This is a genomic window from Pseudoalteromonas tunicata, assembly GCF_002310815.1.
GTDB lineage: Bacteria > Pseudomonadota > Gammaproteobacteria > Enterobacterales > Alteromonadaceae > Pseudoalteromonas > Pseudoalteromonas tunicata.
Genome location: NZ_CP011033.1, coordinates 19596 through 43285, shown reverse-complemented (window position 1 = coordinate 43285; position 23690 = coordinate 19596). Strand labels below are relative to the sequence as shown.

General features: G+C 38.5%; 17 protein-coding genes. 12 read left to right on the top strand and 5 right to left on the bottom strand.

Annotated elements, in window-relative coordinates; all coding sequences use genetic code 11:
* Positions 1-35: 35 nt before the first annotated feature.
* Positions 36-440 carry a hypothetical protein gene (locus tag PTUN_RS18165; RefSeq protein WP_009836504.1) on the top strand — a complete coding sequence of 135 codons (405 nt, stop codon included), beginning with the start codon at positions 36-38 and terminating at the stop codon, positions 438-440.
* A gap of 228 nt (positions 441-668) precedes the next feature.
* Here PTUN_RS18165 and PTUN_RS18160 read toward each other — a convergent pair whose 3' ends face one another.
* Positions 669-2990: a S8 family serine peptidase gene (locus tag PTUN_RS18160; protein ID WP_009836505.1), complete on the bottom strand. Its 2322-nt coding sequence runs from the start codon at positions 2988-2990 to the stop codon at positions 669-671.
* Positions 2991-3463: 473 nt separating this feature from the next.
* On the opposite strand from PTUN_RS18160, the gene PTUN_RS18155 reads away from it, so the two are divergent.
* Positions 3464-5581, top strand: coding sequence for a TonB-dependent receptor (locus tag PTUN_RS18155; RefSeq protein WP_040643519.1), 2118 nt, complete (start codon positions 3464-3466; stop codon positions 5579-5581).
* A gap of 33 nt (positions 5582-5614) precedes the next feature.
* Here PTUN_RS18155 and PTUN_RS18150 read toward each other — a convergent pair whose 3' ends face one another.
* The 3 genes from PTUN_RS18150 to PTUN_RS18140 all read right to left on the bottom strand — a co-directional run bounded on the left by PTUN_RS18150 (position 5615) and on the right by PTUN_RS18140 (position 7254).
* On the bottom strand, positions 5615-5848 hold the full coding sequence (locus tag PTUN_RS18150; protein WP_009836508.1) for a hypothetical protein: 234 nt from the start codon (positions 5846-5848) through the stop codon (positions 5615-5617).
* A 422-nt stretch (positions 5849-6270) separates the two neighbouring features.
* The gene (locus tag PTUN_RS18145; protein ID WP_009836509.1) at positions 6271-6501 is read right to left on the bottom strand and encodes a hypothetical protein; all 231 of its coding nucleotides are present in this window, start codon (positions 6499-6501) and stop codon (positions 6271-6273) included.
* 111 nt (positions 6502-6612) lie between these two features.
* Positions 6613-7254 carry a glutathione S-transferase family protein gene (locus tag PTUN_RS18140; protein ID WP_009836510.1) on the bottom strand — a complete coding sequence of 214 codons (642 nt, stop codon included), beginning with the start codon at positions 7252-7254 and terminating at the stop codon, positions 6613-6615.
* Positions 7255-7422: 168 nt separating this feature from the next.
* On the opposite strand from PTUN_RS18140, the gene PTUN_RS18135 reads away from it, so the two are divergent.
* The 7 genes from PTUN_RS18135 to PTUN_RS18110 all read left to right on the top strand — a co-directional run bounded on the left by PTUN_RS18135 (position 7423) and on the right by PTUN_RS18110 (position 14490).
* Entirely contained in the window at positions 7423-9897 is a 2475-nt protein-coding gene (locus tag PTUN_RS18135) for a M1 family metallopeptidase (protein WP_009836511.1), read from the top strand.
* Between the two features lie 5 nt (positions 9898-9902).
* Positions 9903-10397, top strand: a complete 495-nt coding sequence (locus PTUN_RS18130; protein WP_009836512.1) for a DUF6702 family protein — start codon at positions 9903-9905, stop codon at positions 10395-10397.
* Positions 10398-10842: 445 nt separating this feature from the next.
* Complete coding sequence (locus PTUN_RS18125) at positions 10843-11430, top strand: HAD family hydrolase (RefSeq protein WP_009836513.1); 588 nt, start codon at positions 10843-10845, stop codon at positions 11428-11430.
* A gap of 79 nt (positions 11431-11509) precedes the next feature.
* Complete coding sequence (ltaE, locus tag PTUN_RS18120; protein WP_009836514.1) at positions 11510-12523, top strand: low-specificity L-threonine aldolase; 1014 nt, start codon at positions 11510-11512, stop codon at positions 12521-12523.
* A gap of 319 nt (positions 12524-12842) precedes the next feature.
* Positions 12843-12998 (top strand): hypothetical protein, encoded by a 156-nt coding sequence (locus PTUN_RS21845; RefSeq protein ID WP_009836515.1) that lies wholly within the window; start codon positions 12843-12845, stop codon positions 12996-12998.
* 92 nt (positions 12999-13090) lie between these two features.
* Complete coding sequence (locus PTUN_RS18115; protein ID WP_009836516.1) at positions 13091-13498, top strand: hypothetical protein; 408 nt, start codon at positions 13091-13093, stop codon at positions 13496-13498.
* A 269-nt stretch (positions 13499-13767) separates the two neighbouring features.
* Positions 13768-14490, top strand: a complete 723-nt coding sequence (locus PTUN_RS18110) for a YebC/PmpR family DNA-binding transcriptional regulator (RefSeq protein WP_009836517.1) — start codon at positions 13768-13770, stop codon at positions 14488-14490.
* 552 nt (positions 14491-15042) lie between these two features.
* Here the strand turns inward: PTUN_RS18110 and PTUN_RS18105 are convergent.
* Positions 15043-17223 (bottom strand): malate synthase G, encoded by a 2181-nt coding sequence (locus PTUN_RS18105; protein WP_009836518.1) that lies wholly within the window; start codon positions 17221-17223, stop codon positions 15043-15045.
* A gap of 297 nt (positions 17224-17520) precedes the next feature.
* On the opposite strand from PTUN_RS18105, the gene PTUN_RS18100 reads away from it, so the two are divergent.
* From PTUN_RS18100 to PTUN_RS18090, 3 genes are all read left to right on the top strand, one after another.
* Positions 17521-19125: an isocitrate lyase gene (locus tag PTUN_RS18100; protein WP_009836519.1), complete on the top strand. Its 1605-nt coding sequence runs from the start codon at positions 17521-17523 to the stop codon at positions 19123-19125.
* A gap of 956 nt (positions 19126-20081) precedes the next feature.
* Entirely contained in the window at positions 20082-21251 is a 1170-nt protein-coding gene (locus PTUN_RS18095; protein ID WP_040643422.1) for a sugar ABC transporter substrate-binding protein, read from the top strand.
* The gene (locus PTUN_RS18090) at positions 21252-23450 is read left to right on the top strand and encodes an ATP-binding protein (protein WP_009836522.1); all 2199 of its coding nucleotides are present in this window, start codon (positions 21252-21254) and stop codon (positions 23448-23450) included. It begins immediately after the preceding gene.
* Positions 23451-23690 lie beyond the last annotated feature (240 nt).

The window sequence follows — 23690 nt, the reverse complement described above, 5'->3', positions numbered from 1 at the left end:
GAACAGTTAATTTATATGTTGGGAGGTAAAGGATTATGAATGACACAATTAAAATTAAGTTTTTATCTTATCCTGCACCTGCTCAAACACAATTATTATTACTGCATGAGCTGATACATGAATTGTGTCGGGAGCATAACCTTGGGGTGATAACAGAAAGCTTAAAGTGGGGAGAAGCTAGCTATTCAGTGAGTGGCGGTAGCTCAATTCGACTTGATTTTAAGCCTAAAACCCCTGACCATTTTTATTTATTTTTTAACTGCAAAACTCAGTTAGTGAGTACATTTAAAGTGCTTTACCAGCAAGAACTTACTTTTATAGGCAATAGAGCCATTATGCTCAATATTAATGAACCGATCCCTATCAAGCCTATTCGCCATTGTCTTTTACTGGCGCTGCAATATAAAAAGTTAAAACATTTACCTCTGCTAGGTTGCTAATTAGCATCAATATTAAATAATCAATCTATCTTGGATAGTTATTTTCAACGTTAACAGCATTCAATTAACTTACCATGCTTTGCAATGGTAAATGTCTTCCCCATCAACTCAGGTTAATGAAGTTTTTAGCTGTAAAGCCCCTTTACATTTTTGTCATGCAATAAAAAAGGGTCACATTGCTGTGACCCTTTGGCTAAATAAGCTTCTTACATAGCTTTTTTATTTTTCTTATGGATTTGCTTTAACCGTTAATGTCATGCCCGATGAAGCTCTGTAACCATAAACATCGATATACCAAGTACCTGCAGCTGGTGAAGCTTGGCTACAAGACTCATTATTTGAAGAACTCTCTGATTTACAATCGAAACTTGATGTTGTTGATGCTGCACCATGACGAATATATAAATCTGCATCACCTGAACCACCAGAAAGTGTTACATCAAATGACGCATAACCTGCTGCTAAATCGACTGTGTAACGTGTCCAGCTACGGCGAGCAACTGATACATTTGTTTTTGTTTGGTCGATAACTGGTAAATCACCACCCGTACCGCCACCTGTATCACCTTCGGTATAAGTCCCCGTTAAGCTAACGCCTGAGAACGTGCTGTATGCTTTAAGGCGAACATAATAAGTACCACCTGCATCTGTAACATCACATGATTCTGCATTGCCATTTTTATATGGACGACAATCATATGATGAATCCGTTGGCGCTGAACCAAATCTTACATACATATCAACATCACCACTGCCACCGGCAGTTGCAAAATTAATAGCCGATGCACCTGCAGGTACATCCATAGTGAACATTAATTCAGCACCAGTTGCTGCTGTTAAACTTGTTTTTGCCACGCCATTTACTAACACAGTGTCACCTGTTGGTGGTGGCGGTGGTGGTGGAGTACCGCCATTACCATCACAACCATTCGCTGTAATATAGTCAATTGCGTCTTTAGTTTGCGCTAGGCCATAACCAAATTTAACATCACGACCTGCCGCACCTAAGTCTTGGGCAGTGGCATTTAATACATTACGTATTTCTACGTTGGTACAACTTGGATGGTGACTCCACACTAACGCAGCAACACCAGCAACATGAGGTGATGCCATTGATGTACCACTCATTTTACCGTAATCACCCGCACCAATATTAATGCTTGCAGATAAACCAGCTTGAGTTTTCATCGTTGCGCCATCTGTATCAGATACCGTTACACCCGGGATAGTAGTTGTATTTGTATCCCCTAACGTACCACCAAATGCGCCCGCAGCATTGTTATAAATAATTGCGCCAACACCACCTGAGCTTTCACAGTTTTTCACTTTATCGTGGAATGAAATATTACCACGTTGAATTAAACAGATGCGGCCCGCAGCACCATTGTCAATGCTCTCGCCTGTTGCAAAATCATATAGTGAACCTGATGCTTGACCTTGATTTTCCATCGCATTGGCTGTGTATGAAGTACCTGCAACATTTAAGTCAATCACTGAACCTAAGCCTGTAGGATAAGTTGAATACACATCAACACCTGGGCCTGCAATTTCAACTTGGCTATTTTTTTGCGAGAAATCAGCAAGTACTTTTGCGCTATCAATTGCCGCAACTGACATCACAGAGTCATACGATGCAGGATAGCTCATAGCATCAGTAGTACTTGTTGCAACACCATCATTACCCGCAGCAGCAATCAGTAACATGCCGCTGTCATACGCAGCTTTAATACCATTTTTTTCTGTAGTGGTTGAGCCTGCGCCACCTAAACTCATATTTACAACGCTTGCGCCTGCATTTTTACAGACATTAATTGCATCAACTAACTCAGATGAGTAACCCCAACCCGCTTCATTAAATACTTTAACGATATGAAGATTTGGATTTGAGCCAATAACGCCACGTACACCTAACCCATTGTTAAGCGCTGCAATAGTACCTGCAACGTGGGTACCGTGTGGGCCGCCATGAACATACCAATTGCCTGTGCCGCTGTCGTTAGTACCGCCAATAGTGTCGTTACGAACGCCCATATCTTCATGTGGTAGATTTAAACCAGAATCGATAATACAGATTTTTTTACCGCCTGCGGCCGCTGATGCAACATAGTCGTCAACTTGGTCAGCTTGAACCATGCTAATACCATAAGGTTGAGTTTGCGCCATTAAACGACGTGGTAAATCTTCTTCAACATATTCAACATTGCTGTCTTTACGAAGTGCTGCGATATCAGCTGCTGATAACTCAGCTGTTAACATATTTAGTGCAGGATGCTCAGATTTAACTTTGGCACCTAAACTAGCTAATTTTGCTTTAACACTCACATCACTGATTGATGCAGTATTGTTTAAGCCAAACGTTGCATTATTGCTTGTTTTATATTTTACGATGTAACGTTTTGGTAATGGCGAGATTTGCTTCGCGGAATTTACATCATCAGAAATTTGCACACCCTGTGGCTGCGCTGCGTAAAGCGCTGTTGATACCGCCATTGATAACGTACTTGCGGTGATCAGTAACTGAGTTACTTTTTTATTGGTTTTATTTTGCATGAGATATTCCTGTGATAAATCTAATTAGTGTCCCCAAGGACAGTTCAGAAGATAACACCAGACACAAAAAATTAACAATAAGTTAACCATTACAATGTTAATGAATGTAAACAAAACCACCATTAAAAACCAACTAGTTGAAAATAAAAATATTTATTTTACTTTCAAAATAAAAAACATTAAAAATTGGTAAATATTTCTTCAAAATAAAGCTTGAAAATACAATTTATCGGTAACAATTACCTAAATAATGATTATTAAACAGATCATTTCACCAATAAAATAATATACAAAAACCATTTTATTGCATCAAACGCAATGACAGCGCTGACAATATTTTTACGCTAAAAACCATCCTAAAACTTAAAATAGTGCACCGTATTTAAAAGAGAGGAAATAATATCACAATTAAACCATTGCAAATAAAAACAATTATCATTAAGATGCGCGAAATTTTATTTAACGAATTCTATATGTTACGTTCTTCTCTAACTTTAATAGCTGTCACAATAAGCGGCTTACTCCACGCGGCACCAAATGAAAATAGCGAAAACATCGAGCGAGTCATAATTACAGGCAGCCGAGTTATTGAAAACATTGATGAAGTACCCGCTTCCATTACCATCATCAGCCAAGCGGATATTCAAGAACAATTAAAAATCACTCCTGAACTACAAAATATGCTGGCACAACTTGTACCAGGTATGGCGCCATCAACAGGCACAGCAAGTAACGCGTCACAAACTCTTCGCGGTCGGGCAGCATTAATCATGATTGACGGCGTGCCTCAATCAACCCCGCTTCGTAATGGCTCTTTAGGAATAAAATCACTTGATCCTAGTGCTATCGAACGCATTGAAGTGATCAAAGGAGCAACCAGTATCTATGGTAATGGCGCCGCAGGTGGCATTATTAATTACATCACTAAAAAAGCAGCTTCAGATAAGCAATTAACTGGCTCTGCAAGCATTTCAAGCCGTTTCAGTGCAGTAAAATTTGAAGACACTCTAGGTCTACGCTACAACGCAAGCGTTAATGGTCAGCAAAACAATTTAAGTTATGTGCTCAGCGCTTCATACGAAGAAAATGGCTTACAACGCGATGCACAAGGTGATGTGCCAGGTTTAATGTATGGCCTTTCAGACAGTGAAACTGAAAACATATTTGCTAAATTGGGCTACCAAATTGATAACGATAAGTCTGTTCAATTCACTTATAATTTTTATAAATCTCAGCAACAATCCGATCTAATTGATGTCACTGGCAGCGTCAATTCTGGCGAAAAAACTTACGCAGTAAAAGCTCCCGCCAATACAGATATCAAAGGCGTGCCACAAGGCCCAAGAGGTAATCATAACTTCATGATGAAATATACCGATTTGGCACTACTCGATAATACTCAGCTAACGGTAGATTTATATAAGCAAACTATTGAAAATGTATTCTTTTTCTCAGCAGCGCTGGCTAACCAAAGTGAAGGATTTGATGGCGGCCAGTCATTGATCAAATCCGATAAGTCTGGGCTGCGACTTACAGCCAATAGTCAATTTGATTTTGAGAATGTAGAAAGTACTTTGATTTATGGCATCGATACGCTGAACGATGTGACCTCACAACCTTTAGTTGATGGCCGGATTTGGGTGCCAGAAATGGACATGGAAAACATAGCCGGGTTTTTACAAACCAAATGGGTTGTGGCGGATGATGTTGTACTCAAGGCAGGCCTTCGCAAAGAATCTATCAATTTGGCCGTTGATGATTATCAAACACTCAAACTATGTCGTGAAATAAATCAGTGTTCTGTTGCAATGGATGTGAAAGGCGATACCTTACACTACAGCGCAACAACTTATAACATCGCAGCAAAGTATAATGCGTACCCGCAATTTAGCCCGTTTATTAGTTTCTCTCAAGGAGCAGATATTTCAGATACGGGACGCTTACTAAGAGCTGCAACCGTTAATGATATTGCCGATATTCAAACCGAAGCATCAATTATCGACAATTATGAACTGGGCTTTACCTCTGAATTTGATGACTTAAGATTTGAAGTGGCTGCGTATCGCAGTACCTCGGAGCTTGGCACGACCAATAAATTTAATGCTGCTACAGGCGTCTATGAGCCTGTGCGTGCACCGCAAAAAATTTGGGGTTATGAAGCATTAGTTCAATACCAACTCAATCAAAGTTTAGCCATCAACGCCACTTATAGCTGGATAGAAGGTAAAAATACCGCGCAAGATGTGTATCTTGGTGCGCAACAAATCTCAGCACCAAAAGCAACGGTCAACCTTCGTTGGCAAGCGCTTGAAAACGCGAGCTTAAGTATTAACTATTTACATGTTGGAAATCGTAAACGTTTTGAAAAAATCGAAGGGGAATATGTCGGCGATCAAGGCCCAATTGATAATTACCAAGTGGTTAACCTCAGTGGCCAAATGCTGTTTGAACACTACAAGGTTTTTGTTGGCATCGAAAACTTATTTAACCAAGATTACTACTCTGCCCGTTCGCAAAGCTTTACTTACAAGGGATACAATACAAAAAGTATTGGCACTACAGTGAACTTAGGTTTAAGTATTGACTTTTAATCATTAAAAGTCTGCAGCCAAAGGAATGGCTGTTTAGCGCTGTAGTAGTAAAAATATAGTCGTTAAAACCACAAAGCCTGTTGCAAATAACGGCCAACGGATCACTTTAAACTTTTGATTTTTTAATTTACTAATTGCTGCTGCTTCTGTACAGGCTGCAATTTTATCAACATAACTATAACCAGATTCTAAGTAGTTTTTACACACGACTTCATCTGCAGGGATAGCGGTAAGCTCGTTATTTTTCTTCAGGACATAAAAATCCATCTGCGCACCATTCTTTTAATTATTTGATCGTTTTAAACAGTGTTTACAACACGCCAAAAAACTAACTCTTGATTATTGCAATTCTTACTGCAAAAAAGTGGGCCGAATTTAATTACAATTAGCACTTAATTACAACTCTTTTTACTAACTTTTTTGTTATTAGCTTAAGCAAAAATGCACCAAATACTTCTTTAGAGAGTTATTTAAACTCTGTTTAGAATAAGGAGTTTACTAACATATTGAATTAAAGGTATATATCTAAGTTTTTTATCTCCAGCTAGGGATTTTCAAGGCGAACAAGACGGATCGACGCATCTATTGCAAATTAGCTCTCCCCTCTTAGCATTGAAAATGGCTGCCTGAGATAGATTTATTATCCAGTTTTGAGGTTATTTAGCTGTAAAGCCCCTTTACAACAAGCATTAAGCAATAATCAAAAGGAGCAAAATGAATAAAACAATGCCCTGTAATTTAGGTAAAACCCGTTGAAAAAAAGGGAGTTGATGCTTAACAGCCATTAATGCACTTTTTTCATTCCATGCTCTGACTTTACTGACAAAAACATAACCTTGGGTTAGGTGATATTGATAAAGATGGTGATCTGCTGCAATGGCAATAAACTTGTGACGCTTGGCTAAAATATAATAATACATCGTTCAACCTGCAGAGTTAATTTATCTCACAATAAAAGAGCTTGCCTGAACTATTGATGAATTGAGAAACGTTACTTGGAATAACATTTTTATTCCAAGTAACCACTAACATTAATGACTTAACTTCTGTTGCTCCGCAACCTGAATTTCTTTATCTAATGCAAGACGCATTGCAGGGCGACTACTCATCATTTTGCGAAAACGCTCAAGGTTATCAGGCAAATCACAACCTGATTTAACCGCCCAATTAAGGGTATGAGCCAATAAAATATCAGCAACCAAAGGTGAATCTCCACAGGTATATGTGTGTTCATTTAACCAAATAGCGGCTGTCTGTGCAGCTTTGTTAAATTCCCATAACCCTGTTTCAATTGCATCAGCTCGGCGCTGTGCTTCAGGTAACGCAAATTTATGTTTCGCCATGGTCCAAAGCCCTTGTTCAAGTTCACTAATAATAAAACTACACCACTGCCAATGATGAGCGCTTTGTGCACTACCCGCCTGTGGCAGCCAAGTACCTTGGCCGTACTTTTCAGCAATGTATAAACAAATAGCGGCAGATTCAGTTAACACTGCTGTATCATCTTGGAAAACAGGCACCTTACCTTCAGGACTTAGCGCTAAAAACTCAGCTTGGCGTTGCTCGCCTTTACCAAAATCGATAAAACGATATTGCCAATCGAGTTTCAGCTCTTCGAGCAACCATGAAACACGTAATGAACGAGAGCGGGGTGTACCAAATAATGTCAGCATGTTGACCTCTTAAAAACAATGAATAGGAGTTAGGTATAACTATAACCAGAAGTTTTGTTCAATTAACGTAAATTAATGACATTTGTCGCGTAATGATTGCTTATTTGCGCCAGATTTGAAATGGTCAAACTATAACAAAATCATAACATTGCTTTTACAGGAACAGCCATGAAATTTAAGTTATCAAAAATCGCAGCTCTGTTACTGCCTTTGGTGGTAAGCAGCTCTCTCCACGCAGGCGTGGTCGAACAAACTAAAGGCAATTATGTCGATAAGTTTCGCCAACTTGATGAAGTGCTCCCCACCCCAAATGTGTATCGTAATGCCGCTGGTGAACCTGGCCATCAATATTGGCAACAACAAGTTGACTACAAAATTAAAGTCACACTTGATGAGCAAAAACGTTACTTATCTGGCTCACAAACTATTAGTTACCAAAACAACTCACCAGACACATTAAAATATTTATGGTTACAACTAGACCAAAATATTTTTAAAAATGATTCTATTGCTGAAATGACCACCACCTACAGCAGTGACTTACAAAGTGGCCCATCAAGCAAACCAGCAAAATTAAGCCTTAATCAACTGCGTCGCCAGCAATTTATGAGTGATAACGAATTAGGCTATACCCTCAGTAATATCAAAGACTCATCAGGCAAAGCACTTAATGCCACAGTTGTTGGCACATTAATGCGTGTTGATTTAAATCAGCCACTCAAACCTGGTAAAAGTGTTGATTTAAGCTTAGATTTTGGCTTTAACATTGTTGAAGAAGATGCGGTTAATTCACGCTCAGGCTATGAGCATTTTGAAGAAGACGGTAACGATATCTTTTTACTTGCCCAATGGTTCCCGCGCCTTGCCGCTTATACCGATTATGAAGCGTGGACTAATAAAGAGTTTTTAGGTCGCGGTGAATTCACCCTTGAATTTGGTAACTACGATGTAGCAATCACCGTGCCTGCGGATCATTTAGTTTCAGCAACAGGCGAGCTTACCAACGCCAGTAAAGTGCTAACTAAAGAGCAGCAAAAACGCTTAGAGCAAGCAAAAAAAGCCGACCGCCCTGTTTTTATTGTCTCTGAAGACGAAGCCATAGAAAACGAAAAAGAAGGCACAGATAAACAAAAAACATGGCAATTTAAAGCCAACAATGTGCGTGATTTTGCTTTTGCCTCATCGCGTAAATTTATCTGGGATGCCAAAGGTTATCAGCAAGGCGGTAAAGAGCGCCCACTAGTTATGGCGATGTCTTTTTATCCAAAGGAAGGCGGCGATTTATGGAAAAAATATTCAACTGAATCCGTCATTCACACCATGGAAGTGTATTCTCGTTTCTCGTTTGATTACCCATACCCAGTCGCACAATCGGTCAATGGCCCAGTCGGTGGCATGGAATACCCGATGATCACCTTTAACGGGCCACGTACAGAGCTACAAAAAGATGGTAGCCGCACGTATACCCAAGCAGAAAAACGTTTCTTGATCGGTGTGGTTATTCATGAAGTCGGCCATATTTACTTTCCAATGATTGTTAATTCAGATGAACGCCAATGGACTTGGATGGATGAAGGTTTAAATAGCTTTTTAGACGGCGTCGCTGGTCGTGAATGGGACCCTATGATCCCATGGGGTGTAGAAGCACGTGATGTCGTAGATTACATGAAATCACAAAGCCAAGTACCCATCATGACGCAGTCAGACAGTGTATTGCACTTAGGCCCTAACGCTTATAGTAAGCCAGCTGCGGCACTCAATATTCTGCGTGAAGTGATTTTAGGGCGTGAACTGTTTGATTTTGCCTTTAAAGAATACGCTAACCGCTGGAAATATAAACGCCCTACGCCATCCGATTTTTTCCGCACCATGGAAGAAGCCTCAGGTGTAGATTTAGATTGGTTCTGGCGTGGTTGGTTTTACACTACAGATCACGTTGATATCTCAATCGATAAAGTCTACCAGCTGCGTTTAGATACAAAAAACCCTGATATTGATTTTGGCCGTTTACGTGAAGAAGAACTCAATAAGCCAGTTTCTTTTCATGTTAAACGTAATCAAGAAGAAGGCAAAGTATTGTGGGTTGATAAAAACAAAGATATCAGCGATTTCTACGACGAAAATGACCGTTTTACAGTTACTAACAAAGAGCGAAATGAATACAACAAATTCCTTAAAGGGTTAAAACCATGGGAACGTAAAACCCTTGAGCGCGCTGTTAACGAAGATAAAAATTACTACGTACTTGAGTTTTCAAACTTAGGTGGATTAGTAATGCCTATTTTACTACAACTGACATACACAGATGGCACAGTAGAAGATCAATACATTCCAGCTGAAATTTGGCGTCGAAATAGTCAAAAAGTACAAAAGTTAATTGTTACCGATAAAACTAAGGTACTTAAAGATATTGCGGTTGACCCAAGCTGGGAAACAGCCGATATCGATATCGAAAACAACTATTACCCTCGTCGTATCATTCCATCACGCATTGAAGTGTTTAAGGCGAAAAAACCAAGCGGTAAAGTTAATCGCGATATCATGCAAGATATTAAAACTGAGCTTAAAACTGAAAAAGATGAAAAAGACAATAAAGACGCTAAAAGTGATGATAAAAATGCAATCGAAACGGAGCAAAACTAACCATTATGTTTAAAGCGGTAATAACAGTTGCATTATTATTACTCAGTCAGGCTGCTTGGGCGCATCAGCTCAAAGCAGCTATTACGACGGTATTATTTAATGAACGCACCAACAATCTTGAAGTGATGCATCGCTTTTATCTGCATGATAGTGAACATGCTATTCAACATCTTTACAATAAAAATGCCGATTTAATGCAAGATGACGTCACACAAACTCAGTTTGCTCGCTATGTTGAGGGTCAATTTAAGCTGCAAACCTTATCGGGTGAGCCGCTAAATTTGCACAGCGTAGGCCATCAAATTGAAGGTAAATTCTTTTGGGTTTATCAAGAAATTGAAATTCCTAAAAAAGTGAAGGGCTTTCGAATGTCACATGGTGCGCTGCGAGAGCTTTGGCCATCGCAAGTCAACATGGTGAACATTGAAGGTAAAGGAGAGATAAAAACCCTTACCTTTAGTGGCGAAGACCAATGGTTAAGCACTGAACTTTCAAAGTAAAAATCGATACCTAAAAGCCATCAAATCTGATGGCTTTTTTATTATTCTCCCTTGGGTTGGGATCCGATTTTTACCAACGTATTTAATGAAAGGTCAATAACTCAATTATTCATCTTTAGCCAGATATTTTGAAGGTCTACAAAGCGGATTAGCTAGTCATTATTGACTATCTAGACCTTAATCCGGCGCTGTTAACCTTGATAATAACAGCATGTGATAAATCTATTATTCGCTTTGAAGTTATTTAGCACTGTAAAGCCCATTTACAGTGCTAAATAACTTATTAATTACCACAAATTAGCTATTTTATTCTTTAATTTAAAAATACTGTAAAGCCCCTTTACACTCGAACTAACGTTATTCGAGCAAAAGAATCTGTAACGCGGTAAAACTATTTGCCATACTCGAGCGTATAGCCAAATAAAGTTAAGCTAGATAACAATACATGATAGAAATTAATAACATCCGCGGTTTTATTTTTGATTTAGATGGCACGTTAGTCAGCTCAAAATTAAACTTTGCTCTTATCCGCAAGCAAATCAATTGCCCTGCAGATCAAGACTTACTTACTTTTATAGCCAACATCGGCTGCGACATTGAAAAGGCAAATGCATTAGCGCATGTCCATCAGCATGAATTAGATGATGCCTACGACGCTATTATGCTACCTGGGGTCGCCACCTTGCTAGATACTCTGCATCGAAAAGGTATCCCCACAGCAATAGTGACACGAAATTTTAAACAAGCCGCTGAAATCAAAATGCGTAATAACCAAATTAATATCAGTACCTTGATCACACGTGATGATGCACCAGCAAAGCCCGACCCAACCGCACTTATACAATTGGCCCACCAATGGCAAATTCCCACCCAAGAACTTATCTATGTGGGGGATTATGTTTACGATATCGATGCTGCGATTAATGCCAATATGCGCAGTTGTTTATATGTTGAAGGCAACCTTCCCCATTACGCACACAAAGCCGACATGGTTGTTTATCATTTTGATCAACTCACTGAAAAGTTGCGCTAAATTACCGATTTTAACCGATTGTATCAACGCGGCTATCTGGCATAATCAAGAACCTTGATGATTTTAGGAACCCTTGATTATGATAGATTTTCGTTCAGATACCGTTACACGCCCCAGTGAAAAAATGCGAACTGCCATAGCCTCTGCATTGGTTGGTGACGATGTGTATGGAGATGACCCTACCGTTAATCATCTTGAACAATTTGCCGCACAGCGACACGGTTTTGCCGCCGCATTATTTTGTAGTTCTGGCACTCAAGCCAACCTACTGGCTTTAATGGCGCATTGTGAGCGCGGCGACGAATATTTATGTGGTCAACAAGCTCATAACTATAAATTTGAAGGCGGTGGTGCCGCGGTGCTTGGTTCAATTCAGCCTCAACCCATTGAAAACGAAAAAGATGGCACGCTCGATTTTGCAAAACTTGCAGCGGCAATCAAACCAAACGACCCACATTTCGCCCGCACAAAATTATTAAGCCTAGAAAATACCATCAATGGTAAAGTACTGCCGCTCAGTTATTTAGCCAAAGCACGAGAATTTGTTAACCAACATAACCTTAAGCTGCACCTTGATGGTGCCCGTGTTTATAATGCCGCGGTAGCACAAAATGTTGATATAACCGAAATCACCCAGCATTTTGATTCGGTCAGCATTTGTTTATCAAAAGGCCTTGGCGCTCCTATTGGTTCTTTATTGTTAGGTGATGAACAGCTGATAGCGAAAGCCCGGCGCTGGCGTAAAGTGCTCGGTGGCGGTATGCGTCAGGCCGGTCTACTGGCGGCTGCTGGGCACATTGCATTGACAGAAAACGTTGCACGCTTAGCCGATGACCATGCTAATGCCCGCTACTTAGGTGAATGTTTAAACGAACTATCAGGCTTTGAAGTTAATATCAATCACACCGAAACCAATATGGTGTTTGTCAAAATCGACCCAAGTATCGATGTGCATGCCCTTGCCTCAGCACTTAAACAACGCGACATTCTAGTCAGCCCAAGCAACCTAATGCGTTTAGTAATGCATTTAGATATTAATAGAAGTGATATTGAACTGTTTATCCAATGCTTAAAATATAGTTTAAAAGGCTAATTGCGATAATCACCATCTTTTAATATTTAAAGGGTAAGTTAGCTTTTACATTTTAAGCCCCCAAAGAGAAGATATTTTCTTTGGGTTAATTCAATAAACAATACAAGCAATTAACGATTTCCTTGATGTATAGTGGATTCGCTATTAATATTTCGCGATTATAAGAACACTTTATAAAAGTTAATTTAAATCAGTTCTTCATGTTTATTTTTAAACGAACTTAAATTTTAAACAATCCATATAGAGTGATTACCAACCAAGTAAAGCTGGAACTACTGAAAAAATTAGATCTGAAAGTCAGAGTTAAACAAGGAAAGTTATGATAAAAAAATTAGGTTACGTTGCTACAGGTTTTTTGTTGTGTTTACTAATAACTAAGCAGCCATTTTTTAATGAAAAAGAAATTATTGAAATAACCCTGCTGAAAATACAAAAAAATCACCGTTTAGTAATGCTATTAATCCTATCAGCTTAGAAAAAAGCAATCAGCTAACAGAACACCCTCGCCCAGAACTTTCGCAGGATTTAGTAATCGAGTACAACAAGGATGATTTAACACCTGAAGAAGTGAATATTACGACTATAGAAAACACTTACCTAGCAACACCGATTCAATTAGCCAAAATTAATGATGATTTAGATTGGATAACTCATTTTCAAGGAAATAGCTCTGTAGTAGCGACTGAAAAAACACAATTTCTAACGAATATCTTTGATTTATATACACAAGATATTGGCTATTTTTATGATTCAGGTTGCAATAAAGAGTATTGCGCAGTACTGGCACAAAACTTTAGTAATGAAGCACAAGCCCAATCAATTCTTGAAAAAATAACAAACAATCATCAACTCGGTTCGTTTATTTATACCAAGGTGTCTAAAGTACCTGATGGCTATAACCTAAGGTTATCAGTACCAATCAAACAAGATATAAAGCTTGAAGCGAATCTATTTGAAGCATTTAAACAACTTTAAAGCTTCACTTATTCATTTGCAGGGGAAGTTTCAACCCTGCAAATTACGCACAAATAAAACGAAAAAATAATACTATCAGAAGCTGTTTCTGCTTATAAAAATGATGATTATTTCACGCCAATTAGATTATGTTAAATAGGTGATCTTTTTCATTTCATAAATATTAGATAAATAAAAAATGCAGCTAAATTTAGTGTGCTACTAGCCCTTAGGAGCATCACTTGATAAAATCGGGCAACGACAATTTCCCAAGATTAAGAGTGAAGAAGATGGGCAGAGCATTTGAAGTACGTAAAGGTTCAATGATGAAAACGGCTGCGGCCAAAACAAAAGTGAATTCAAAATACGGTAAGGAAATCTACGTAGCAGCTAAAAGTGGTGGCCCTGATCCTGATGCAAACTTATCTTTACGTCGTTTAATCGAAAAAGCTAAAAAAGACCAAGTTCCAGCACATGTAATCGAAAAAGCAATTGAAAAAAGCCAAGGTGGAGCAGGGGAAGACTACGCACCAGCACGTTACGAAGGCTTTGGCCCAGGTAGCTGTATGGTTATTGTAGATTGTTTAACTGACAACCCAAACCGTACCATTAAAGATGTACGTTTAGCATTTACTAAAACAGAATCAAAAATTGGTAGCCCAGGCACTGCAGCTCATATGTTCGATCACTTAGCTATTTTAGGCTTTCAAGGCGATGATGAAGATGCCGTACTTGAAGCATTAATGATGGCTGATGTTGATGTAACGGATGTTGAATCTGAAGAAGGTTTAATTTCTGTACTTGCACCACCCACTGAATATTTCAAAGCAAAAACTGCAATTATTGAAGCTTTTGGCGATGTAAACTTTGAAATCGATGAAATTACTTTTGTGCCACAAACATCAACCGAAATCACCGGTGATGACATCCCATTATTTGAAAAATTTATGGCGATGCTGGAAGATTTTGATGATGTACAACATGTTTATCACAATGCCATAGTTAAAAACTAAACTAAGCTCATCTGATTAAGCATGAAAAAAACCGAGTTGACACTCGGTTTTTTATTATAAAATTTTATAAATTAATCTCTATTCAAACCTCAATAAGTACATTGCCTCTATCAATCCATAATTACACACAGCAATAACTCAGATCATCATTTAACTAACACAACAAACACAGATCAAGATTTTACTAACCAAACGATTTAGGATCAGATTTTTACTAAGTAATTAGCAGGATCATTAAAATACCCAGTAAAACCGCAGCACTTGTTAAATAATTGATAATAAAAAAGCTTTTTTAGTCTATTTCTGACTAATAACAACCTTCTTCTGGGCAGAATAGAAACAATTGAGCGCATGATGCTTAAAAATTTTACGCTTTGGATCAGATTTTTATTAACTCAAACATGCTCAGATCAGCATTTTACTAGCTCAGTGAGAAATGAAGTACAATAAAACTGAACTGTAAACCCCCTTTACAATTTTATTACAACAAAAAATCAAAAAAGCCATACTTTAATCAGTATGGCTTAGTAAAAAATCGGTTTGGCCCAAAAATTATGCTAATTGACGCTTTTTTTCGAGGCGACGACGATGCAAAACAGGTTCGGTATAACCATTTGGTTGTTTACAACCTTGGAGTACAAGCTCTAAAGCCGCTTGAAATGCGATGCTGTTAGTAAAATTTTGTTCTGAACCTGCCATGTTAGTATAACTCTGATCTGAACTATTTTGCTGATCGACCACAGCCGCCATACGCTTCATAGTTTCAATCACTTGCTCAACACTACAGATCCCATGACGTAGCCAATTGGCAATATGCTGACTTGAAATACGAAGCGTTGCACGGTCTTCCATTAATCCCACGTTATTAATATCGGGCACTTTGGAACAACCAATCCCTTGATCTATCCAGCGCACCACGTAGCCTAAAATACCTTGCGCGTTATTATCAAGCTCAGCTTGAATTTGAACAGCGGTTAATTTTACATCTGCGCACTGAAGGGGAGGGGTTAATATGGCGTCTAATGAAGCAATAGGGCGGTCAATAATCTGCTGCTGTACAGCAAAAACATCAACCTGATGGTAATGCATGGCATGCAATGTTGCCGCAGTAGGGGAGGGCACCCATGCTGTATTAGCGCCCGATTGTGGATGAACCTGTTTTTGCTCAAGCATGGCCGCCATTTGATCAGGAATTGGCCACATGCCTTTACCGATTTGGGCTTTTTTACTTAACCCACATTTTAAGCCAATATCAACGTTCCAAAGCTCATAGGCTTGAATCCATTTAGCCTGCTTAATCTGTGCTTTAGGTGTCACGACACCGGCTTCCATTGAGGTATGGATTTCATCGCCAGTACGGTCTAAAAAACCAGTATTGATAAATACCACTCGTTCTTTAGCCTCAAAAATACATTGCGGTAAGTTAACTGTTGTGCGGCGCTCCTCATCCATAATCCCCATTTTAATGGTATTTCGATTAAGGCCTAAAACATCTTCAACTCGGCTAAATAATAAGTTACTAAAAGCGACTTCTTCAGGGCCATGCATTTTAGGTTTAACTATGTTGATGCAGTTAGCAGTTGAGTTTTTCACAGGGCTTAGACCTTTAAGGTCATGTAATGCAGCCAAAGAAGTGATCATCGCATCCATGATCCCTTCAAAAATCTCATTACCATTTTGATCTAAGATAGCGGGGTTTGTCATTAAGTGACCGACATTACGCACAAACATCATGCTGCGGCCTTTTAAGCTAAAACTTTCACCTTGCAAGTTAGTATAATGATGATCTGGAGCCAATTTGCGTTCGATCACTTGACCATTTTTTTCAAGCTTTTCCGTTAACGTACCTTGCATTAAACCAAGCCAATTTCGATAAACTTGTACTTTATCTTGCGCATCAACAGCTGCCACAGAGTCTTCGCAATCCATGATGGTGGTTAAGGCCGCTTCAAGCACTAAATCTTTAATACCGGCAGGATCTGAAGAACCGATAGCGCTGGCATGATCAATATTAATTTCGAAATGTAAGCCATTATTTTGTAGTAATATTGTTTTTGGATTTTGCGGTTGGCCAACATAACCACGCAATTTTTCAGGCTGAGCCAGACAAATTTGACGGCTATCATTAAGGGTCACTAACAATTGACCATGAATAATTGAATAATTGGTACTATCGTGATGCGAGCCGGTCGAAAGCGGGATAGCTAAATCGAGAAAATCTCGGCCTTTGGCAATTACTTTATGACCACGCACAGGATTGTAGATCCCAGCCTTTTCAGCACCATCAGCCTCGCTAATTGCATCAGTGCCATACAAAGCGTCGTACAACGAGCCCCAGCGCGCGTTAGCGGCATTAAGCGCGAAACGCGCATTACTCACAGGCACAACAAGTTGCGGCGCACCATGCAAGGCAATTTCAGGCTCAACCTGAGCGGTAGTGATTGAAAAATCACCGACTTCTGGTGCTAGGTAACCAATTTGCGTTAAAAATGTCCGATATTGCTGAAGATCAAACTCTAAATGACTCTGATGGTATAAATCAATTTGCAGTTGAAAATCATCTCGTTTAGTCAGCAAAACCCGATTTATCGGTGTTAACTCATCCACCACTGCAGCAAATTTAGGCCAAAAGCTCTCACTGCTGATCCCTGTGCCTGGCAGCACTTCTAGATTAATAAATTCAAATAATTGTGAGTCAATTTGCATCCCTGAATGCGAAATACGTGCGGCCATAATCTTGCTACCCCTAAGCGATGTGAGAAATGTGAAGTGCTTTTAGCTCAATGCTCAAAAAGACACTCACTCTAACGGTTGTTATTTAACTTATCGTGAAATAACAAAAAAATCTCGTTATAAGGGTAAAAACACCATTCATAAAATAAATACTCGCGATAACAACTATAAATTAACTAAATCAATTGAAATGGGCCTAGTGTTTAATTAAGCGCTAAACAACCGAAGAATTAGTCGCCTCTCACAATTAAGCAAATAACTGAATTAGTATCGCAACCCGTTTAAAGGAATTTTATTATGTCGACATATCAACAAGAAATTGACCATATCAGCACCTTATGTCAAATCCAAGGCACTGCTTGGAATGCAATTAATCCTGAATATGCAACTCGCATGCGTTTACAAAATCGTTTTCGTACCGGGTTAGATATTGCCAAATACACTGCAAAAATCATGCGTCAAGATATGGCAGATTATGATAAAGACCATAACGATTACACTCAGTCACTTGGTTGCTGGCATGGTTTTACCGCACAACAAATGATGATGGCTGTTAAACGCCATCAGAAAACCACCAAAAAAAGCTATGTCTATTTAAGTGGTTGGATGGTTGCAGCACTGCGCTCTGACTTTGGCCCGCTGCCTGATCAAAGCATGCATGAAAAAACAGCTGTAGCGAACCTAATCGAAGAAATTTATACCTTCTTAAAACAAGCTGATGCACGCGAACTTGACCACCTTTACAAAGACTTAGATAGAGCACGAGCAACTGGCGGTGATGTATCGGCGATTATCAACCAAATTGATAACTTCGAAACTCACATTGTGCCAATCATTGCCGATATCGACGCCGGTTTTGGGAACGAAGAAGCCACTTATTTATTGGCTAAAAAGATGATTGAAGCAGGTGCATGCTGTATTCAAATCGAAAACCAAGTATCTGACGCTAAACAATGTGGTCATCAAGCGGGTAAAGTAACGGTACCTCATGAAGACTTCTTGTCAAAAATCAATGCTGTACGTTATGCATTTTTAGAACTGGGCGTTGATGATGGTATTATTGTTGCGCGTACCGACTCATTAGGTGCCAGCTTAACGCAAAAAATCCCGGTATCTCGCACACCAGGCGACTTAGCAAGTCAATACAACAGCTTCTTAGATACAACACCAGTAAACAGCCCTGACGACTTAAAAGATGGCGATATGACGATGAAAATCGATGGCCAACTTGTTAAGCCAGTACGTTTAGATAACGGCTTATATCAATTTCGTGAGGGTACTGAAAAACAACGTGTGGTACTCGATTGTATTACCAGCCTTCAATCTGGTGCAGACCTATTATGGATTGAAACTGAAAAACCACATGTGAAACAAATTGCTGAACTCGTAAACGAGATTAAAGAAACCGTGCCTAATGCCAAGTTAGTGTACAACAACTCACCTTCGTTTAACTGGACGCTAAAATTCCGTGAACAAGTGTATCAAGAGTGGCAAGCACAAGGTAAAGACGTAAGTGCATATCCTGATCCAAGTGTGGATGCCAAAGCCTTAATGCATAGCACAATGGATGCAACCGACCTTGCTAAAGAAGCGGATTTATTAGTACAAAACTTCCAACGCGATGGCGCACGTGAGGCAGGTATTTTCCATCATTTAATTACCTTACCAACTTACCACACTGCAGCGCTCAGTACCGATATTTTGGCTGAAGGTTACTTTGGTGATTTAGGTATGCTGGCTTATGTACGTGATGTACAACGTCAAGAAATTCGCCGCGAGCAAGCCTCGGTTAAACACCAAGACTTAGCAGGCTCAAACATTGGTGATACCCATAAAGAATACTTTTCGGGTGACAATGCACTTAAAGCAGGTGGTGAAGCCAATACTATGAATCAATTTTAATTCATACACTGTTATTCCCTAACTGTGTTCTAAAGGCTGGCAACAGCCTTTTTTTATGGCAAAAATAAATAGAGATCAGTTTTATACCAACACCTTTCTCACAAAAACATTAACTTACCAAAAATACATCACAAACTTTCAGACCAAAATAAAACTCAGACAGTGCAATAAAAAGGGTAATTATTATGCCCCCAACTTTATAGCTGGTACAAAAAACAATTAACTGACTAAAAATAAAGCAAAAAGTATCAGCGCGCATTTACAGATCACGATTTTATTAACTCAGAGTCTGTGCCTATTTTCAGATCATTTTTTTACTAACCAAAGTGACATTGAATAAAAAAAGACTGGGATCATTATTTTACCAACTTAAAATGCTTCTTAAATGAGAAAATAGAGTCAATTGAATAAAATTTGGCTCTTTTTATAGAATGAGTGAGTACTCAAACCCTTTTTATTTCACCTGAGTTCAATAAAGATCAGATTTTTACTAAGTAATAGAGGTTAAATTAGGGCAAGCACACCTTAAATTGCACATGAAGTGAATCTGAGATCAGTTTTTTACTAAGTGAACAGAGCTGCCAGAATGGTAAACCTATCTCAAGCAGCTATTTTCAAGATTAACATAATAAAATCGACTTCAGTAATAGACAATTTCTAAACGAAAGTAAGATAGTTACATTTCAATTTATTCAACAACTTACCACAACCATTGCCGAGAGTACGAGTTGAAAAATTACGTGTTCACGTTAAAACATTCAGCAAAAAAATATACATTATTAATAGCCGATATATTTAGAGTGTCACCTATTTAAAAACTCTGATTAGGTTAGTAAAACTCAGATCTGATAAGAATCAGCCTACAATAACAGAACAAAAATCAATAGCTTTATGGGTTTTTGACCACTTCTATGTCATAACTAATACAGCCTTTTAAAATAAACAGGAAATCAGCTGTGCTTAAAATAAAACAATGGCTAATTTCAAGTATGCTTTTTATGAGCCATGTAAGTATTGCCACAGAAATCTCAGTAGTACATACCTATGAAAATGAAGCATTTAAACACCTGATTGAAAAGTTCAGCGAAAAAACAGGGGTTAAGATCAAAATCAGCTGGCTTGATCAAGCAGATTTAAAAGTCAGAATTTTACGTAGTGCCGAAAAAAATGTGACTCCCGATGTGATCATTGTTCCTGCCGATCATTTAGGGTTAGATGAGCGCGTTCACTTTAGTGAAATCCCTGCAGAGCTAATATCTAGTGATATCAATCAAAATACCTTAGCCACAGCAAGTATTAATGGCCGCACCTTAGGTATTCCTATTATCTCAGGTAACCATTTACTCCTTTATTACAATAAAAAATGGGTCAAAGAAGTCGCTACCGATTGGCAGACTTTAATTGCACAACGTGAACAACTACCAAAATCGCTTCATTTAATTAGCTGGAGCTTTATGGAAATGTACTGGTTTATCCCATTTTTAACCGCTTTTGATGCCAAACCTATCATCGGGGTCATGCCCAACTTTAAAAATGACGAAGTACAAAATGCACTGCAATTTGTGTGGCAATTGGCGAAACAACAAATAGTTGATAATTTATGTGATTACCGCTGTGCTTTTGAGAGATTTAGCCAAGGAGAATCGGCCTATACCATTAACGGTGTCTGGGCATTTGGCCAATTTAAACAATCACTCGGTGACGATTTTGGTTTAGCGCCTTTACCTAACATCAACCATCACGCAATGAAATCCTATTATTCTAGTTATGTTGTTGCTTTTCCAAAGAACTCATTAAATGGTGAAAAAAAAGAAATCTTGACTCAGTTTGCTCTGTTTATGCAAAGTGAAGCCTTACAAAACGAAATAATGACACAGCTTAATGATTTGCCTGTACATAATAAAATACTTGCTAAAATAAGACAGTCTGACAATCAATATCTAAAAATAATAATCAAAGCGTTAGATCAATCTGTCGCGATGCCAACCAATCAAAACATGGCAATAATTTGGGAAGCTATGCTTAAAGGGTTTACTCGTTATGGTAGTGGAGCCATGAACGCTGAAAAAGCATCAATTTATATGCAAAAAATAGCGGAGCGATCTATTGCCCGCCAAGGTAATTAAATGCAGTCCAACAAATTTAGTCGAACCCTCTTTGTTAGTATTTTATTACTTGTTATCACGCCGTTACTCTTAATTGCGGGGGTTTTTTCATTTAATTTTTATCACAATACATTAATGCAGGCCAATACCACTGTAGGCTGGCATGCTAAAAATAACGCCGCTGATTTAAAACAGATTATTTTTGAACAACAACAACTAGGCAGACGACTAAGTAATAACAAAGCGATAAATCAGTTACCAATTAATATTATTTATTCAAATTTAGCCTCGAGAGACTTACAAGAATTTGCAAAAAAAAACCCTATCAATAGCGCTTCTTTTATTTTTGATCTTGATGGTTTTGTTGTTGAATCTTATCCGCTAGCATCACTTTCGGTTAATACAGATAACCTGTCACCTTTAGTGCTAAAAGAACTCAGCAAAAAAAACTTAGATCCTCAAGTTTATGTGCTGCAAGAGCAACAGATTAGCCAACTGTTTTTAAGTGACAATCCTCACGAACCATTTTTAGCCATTGTGACGCCTTTAATACACGAGCTTGATTTGCTCGACACACCTTTTGAAGTCACAGGTGCGTTAGTCAATATAATCGCATTTTCTGATTTATTTCATTTACTTAATCAGATTGAAGATAACGATTTAGCGCAATATCAACTTTTTATCAAAAACCAATTTTCGTACGATTCTTTTGCCGCAAAAAATCAGCAATTTATTCGCCAAACGGCTCAAGTAACACCCGTATTATTAAGTGATGGCAATGAAGCCACTTTAGAATTTGCCATTTTAGAAGCCCAACAACCCTATTTAAAAGTGGTTGTACAAAGCATGCTACTAGCCGCAGTGCTGATCTGCATTTTAATTATTATTTGTATTTATCTTAGTAAGTTACTCAGCGATAAATTACATAAGCCTTTATCACAAATTGCAGCCATGAGCGAAAATTTTGCAAAAGGAGACTACCAAAACAAACAAATGTCATTTAATTATATCGAGTTTCAGTCAATTGCTAATTCATTAAATTTAATGGCAAAAACGATTGATAATCATATAACCAAACTAAACCAAGCAAAGCTTGATGCAGAAAGTTCTGAGCAACTAAAATCGCAGTTTTTAGCCAATATGAGCCACGAAATACGCACCCCAATGAATGGTATTTTAGGCTTTGTCCAATTACTGCAATCATCTCATTTAACGCCAGAGCAAGAAGATTTTCTACATCATATAAATAGTTCAAGTAAGATGCTGTTGACTATTATTAACGACATTCTTGATTTATCTAAAATTGAAGCCAATCAGCTCACACTTCACGTAATGCCATGTAATTTAACCCAAATATTACAAGATGTTGTTACCTTGTTTAAACCAGCCTGTTTAGCCAAAGGCATCAAAATCGAATTTACTGCCAATGCGGCTTATTGGGTCTATTGTGATGAAATGCGCGTAAAACAAATTTTTACTAACCTAATATCTAACGCGATAAAATTTACTTTAAAAGGCAAAGTCACTCTTACCCTCAAAAAAATTACAGCAACAGATGAAAATACACAGTTTGAGGTGAACGTTGAAGATACCGGAATTGGCATAGCCGATGATGTGATAGGCAAACTTTTTAAGCCTTTCATTCAAGCACAAGGTGATACCACTCGGCGCTTTGGCGGCACAGGCCTTGGCCTGTCAATCAGTAAGCGACTGATTGAATTAATGCAAGGTAATATCTCCTTAACCAGCAAAGAGCATGTCGGTACTCAATTTTTAGTGAGGCTAAATTTTAAAAATAGCGCGCCGATATTTTTAGAAACCGCAGCCGCTGATGATACGGCCCAACTTTTTAGCAGTAGATCCTATAAGTTACTCGTTGCCGAAGACAACCCAATTAATCAAATTGTGATCTCTAAGTTTTTGGCCAAATTAGGCCTTGAAGCTGTTATTGCTAACAATGGTCAAGAAGCTATTGATTTGGCGTCGCATCAAACCTTTGATTTAATTTTAATGGATATCCAAATGCCGGTAATGGATGGATATCAGGCAAGCAGCCATCTACTTACTTTAGATAACTTTTCAACCCCAATTGTTGCTGTGAGTGCTAATGCCATGGTGAGTGATATTGATAAATGTTTAGAAATTGGCATGGTAGGACATTTGGCAAAACCAATCGAATACCCAAAACTGGTTGAACTGTTAAAAACTTGGCTACATTAACTTACCCATTGCTGGATCATAAATTTACTAAGGTACTAAATTAAGCTTGGGCTCAAGCTACCGATTTTCAAGGGGAGTAAGCGAAGGCAGATTGGCTTGTCAATAGCGAGCCTATTGCACGTTAATGTACCGCTGCGAGTGTTAATAAATCTGCCTAAGATAGTTCTATGATCCTACGCTCAGTTTATCTAAAGTTTAAATTGGCGCTTAAAACAAAAAGCCCCAAAACAATGGAGCTTA

Excerpts from the sequence above, each read along its gene's own strand:
- PTUN_RS18100 (WP_009836519.1), top strand. The coding sequence starts at position 17,521 with ATGTCGACATATCAACAAGAAATTGACCATATCAGCACCTTATGTCAA.
- PTUN_RS18105 (WP_009836518.1), bottom strand. The coding sequence starts at position 17,223 with ATGGCCGCACGTATTTCGCATTCAGGGATGCAAATTGACTCACAATTA.
- PTUN_RS21845 (WP_009836515.1), top strand. The coding sequence starts at position 12,843 with ATGATAAAAAAATTAGGTTACGTTGCTACAGGTTTTTTGTTGTGTTTA.
- PTUN_RS18125 (WP_009836513.1), top strand. The coding sequence starts at position 10,843 with ATGATAGAAATTAATAACATCCGCGGTTTTATTTTTGATTTAGATGGC.
- PTUN_RS18165 (WP_009836504.1), top strand. The coding sequence starts at position 36 with ATGAATGACACAATTAAAATTAAGTTTTTATCTTATCCTGCACCTGCT.
- PTUN_RS18145 (WP_009836509.1), bottom strand. The coding sequence starts at position 6,501 with ATGTATTATTATATTTTAGCCAAGCGTCACAAGTTTATTGCCATTGCA.
- PTUN_RS18140 (WP_009836510.1), bottom strand. The coding sequence starts at position 7,254 with ATGCTGACATTATTTGGTACACCCCGCTCTCGTTCATTACGTGTTTCA.
- ltaE (WP_009836514.1), top strand. The coding sequence starts at position 11,510 with ATGATAGATTTTCGTTCAGATACCGTTACACGCCCCAGTGAAAAAATG.
- PTUN_RS18110 (WP_009836517.1), top strand. The coding sequence starts at position 13,768 with ATGGGCAGAGCATTTGAAGTACGTAAAGGTTCAATGATGAAAACGGCT.
- PTUN_RS18135 (WP_009836511.1), top strand. The coding sequence starts at position 7,423 with ATGAAATTTAAGTTATCAAAAATCGCAGCTCTGTTACTGCCTTTGGTG.
- PTUN_RS18155 (WP_040643519.1), top strand. The coding sequence starts at position 3,464 with ATGTTACGTTCTTCTCTAACTTTAATAGCTGTCACAATAAGCGGCTTA.
- PTUN_RS18130 (WP_009836512.1), top strand. The coding sequence starts at position 9,903 with ATGTTTAAAGCGGTAATAACAGTTGCATTATTATTACTCAGTCAGGCT.
- PTUN_RS18150 (WP_009836508.1), bottom strand. The coding sequence starts at position 5,848 with ATGGATTTTTATGTCCTGAAGAAAAATAACGAGCTTACCGCTATCCCT.
- PTUN_RS18160 (WP_009836505.1), bottom strand. The coding sequence starts at position 2,990 with ATGCAAAATAAAACCAATAAAAAAGTAACTCAGTTACTGATCACCGCA.
- PTUN_RS18090 (WP_009836522.1), top strand. The coding sequence starts at position 21,252 with ATGCAGTCCAACAAATTTAGTCGAACCCTCTTTGTTAGTATTTTATTA.